Here is a 554-nt window from a genome sequence, read left to right as displayed (position 1 = left end):
CATACAGATAGGTAAGGGTTTGAAGTTATCGCTCCCTTTTCCCCCTGTTCACACCGCACGTGCGACTTTCACCGCATACGGCGTTCCAACTACTCCAATTTATTCTTTTCTATGTATTAAGCAGACGAGTGCTTTTCTTCCAATTTAAATTATTTGATTTTGACATCTAATTCGTAAAGTATTTACTCTTTCCATTTGCTTTTGAGTAAGTTTTAAGGAGTTTAAAAGAGTTTCTATTTTAACTTTATCCTTTAGATGAAGCAGTTTATGTATAGCATTATCTACAATAATAAGATTTGAATAGCTATCATCTTTTGAAAGATGATAAGGGTTAATATGATGGCAATGCCATTCATTTATTCCTAAATCCACTCCTAATATGGCACATCTGCCATATTGGGCAATAAATTTACTGATTCGATTGTCATTATATTCAATTGATCGATTTGGAATGTAGTTTCTCATGATGTAAGTAAGTATATTTCTATCGATAGCTTTTAAGTTATTATGTATTTTCGCTCTACCTTCGGCAGTGAAGTTACATATCGTTTGTG

Annotated in this window: 1 protein-coding gene; it reads right to left on the bottom strand. The window is 33.0% G+C overall.

Annotated features, from left to right (window positions below; genetic code table 11):
* Positions 1 to 144: 144 nt before the first annotated feature.
* The coding region (locus tag B6K90_RS23290; protein ID WP_407920552.1) for an HNH endonuclease signature motif containing protein at positions 145 to 554 on the bottom strand (410 nt) is incomplete at its 5' end.

The organism is Gottfriedia acidiceleris, assembly GCF_002128425.1.
In the GTDB taxonomy this organism is placed as follows: domain Bacteria; phylum Bacillota; class Bacilli; order Bacillales; family Bacillaceae_G; genus Gottfriedia; species Gottfriedia acidiceleris.
This window is presented reverse-complemented; position numbering and strand designations above follow the sequence as displayed.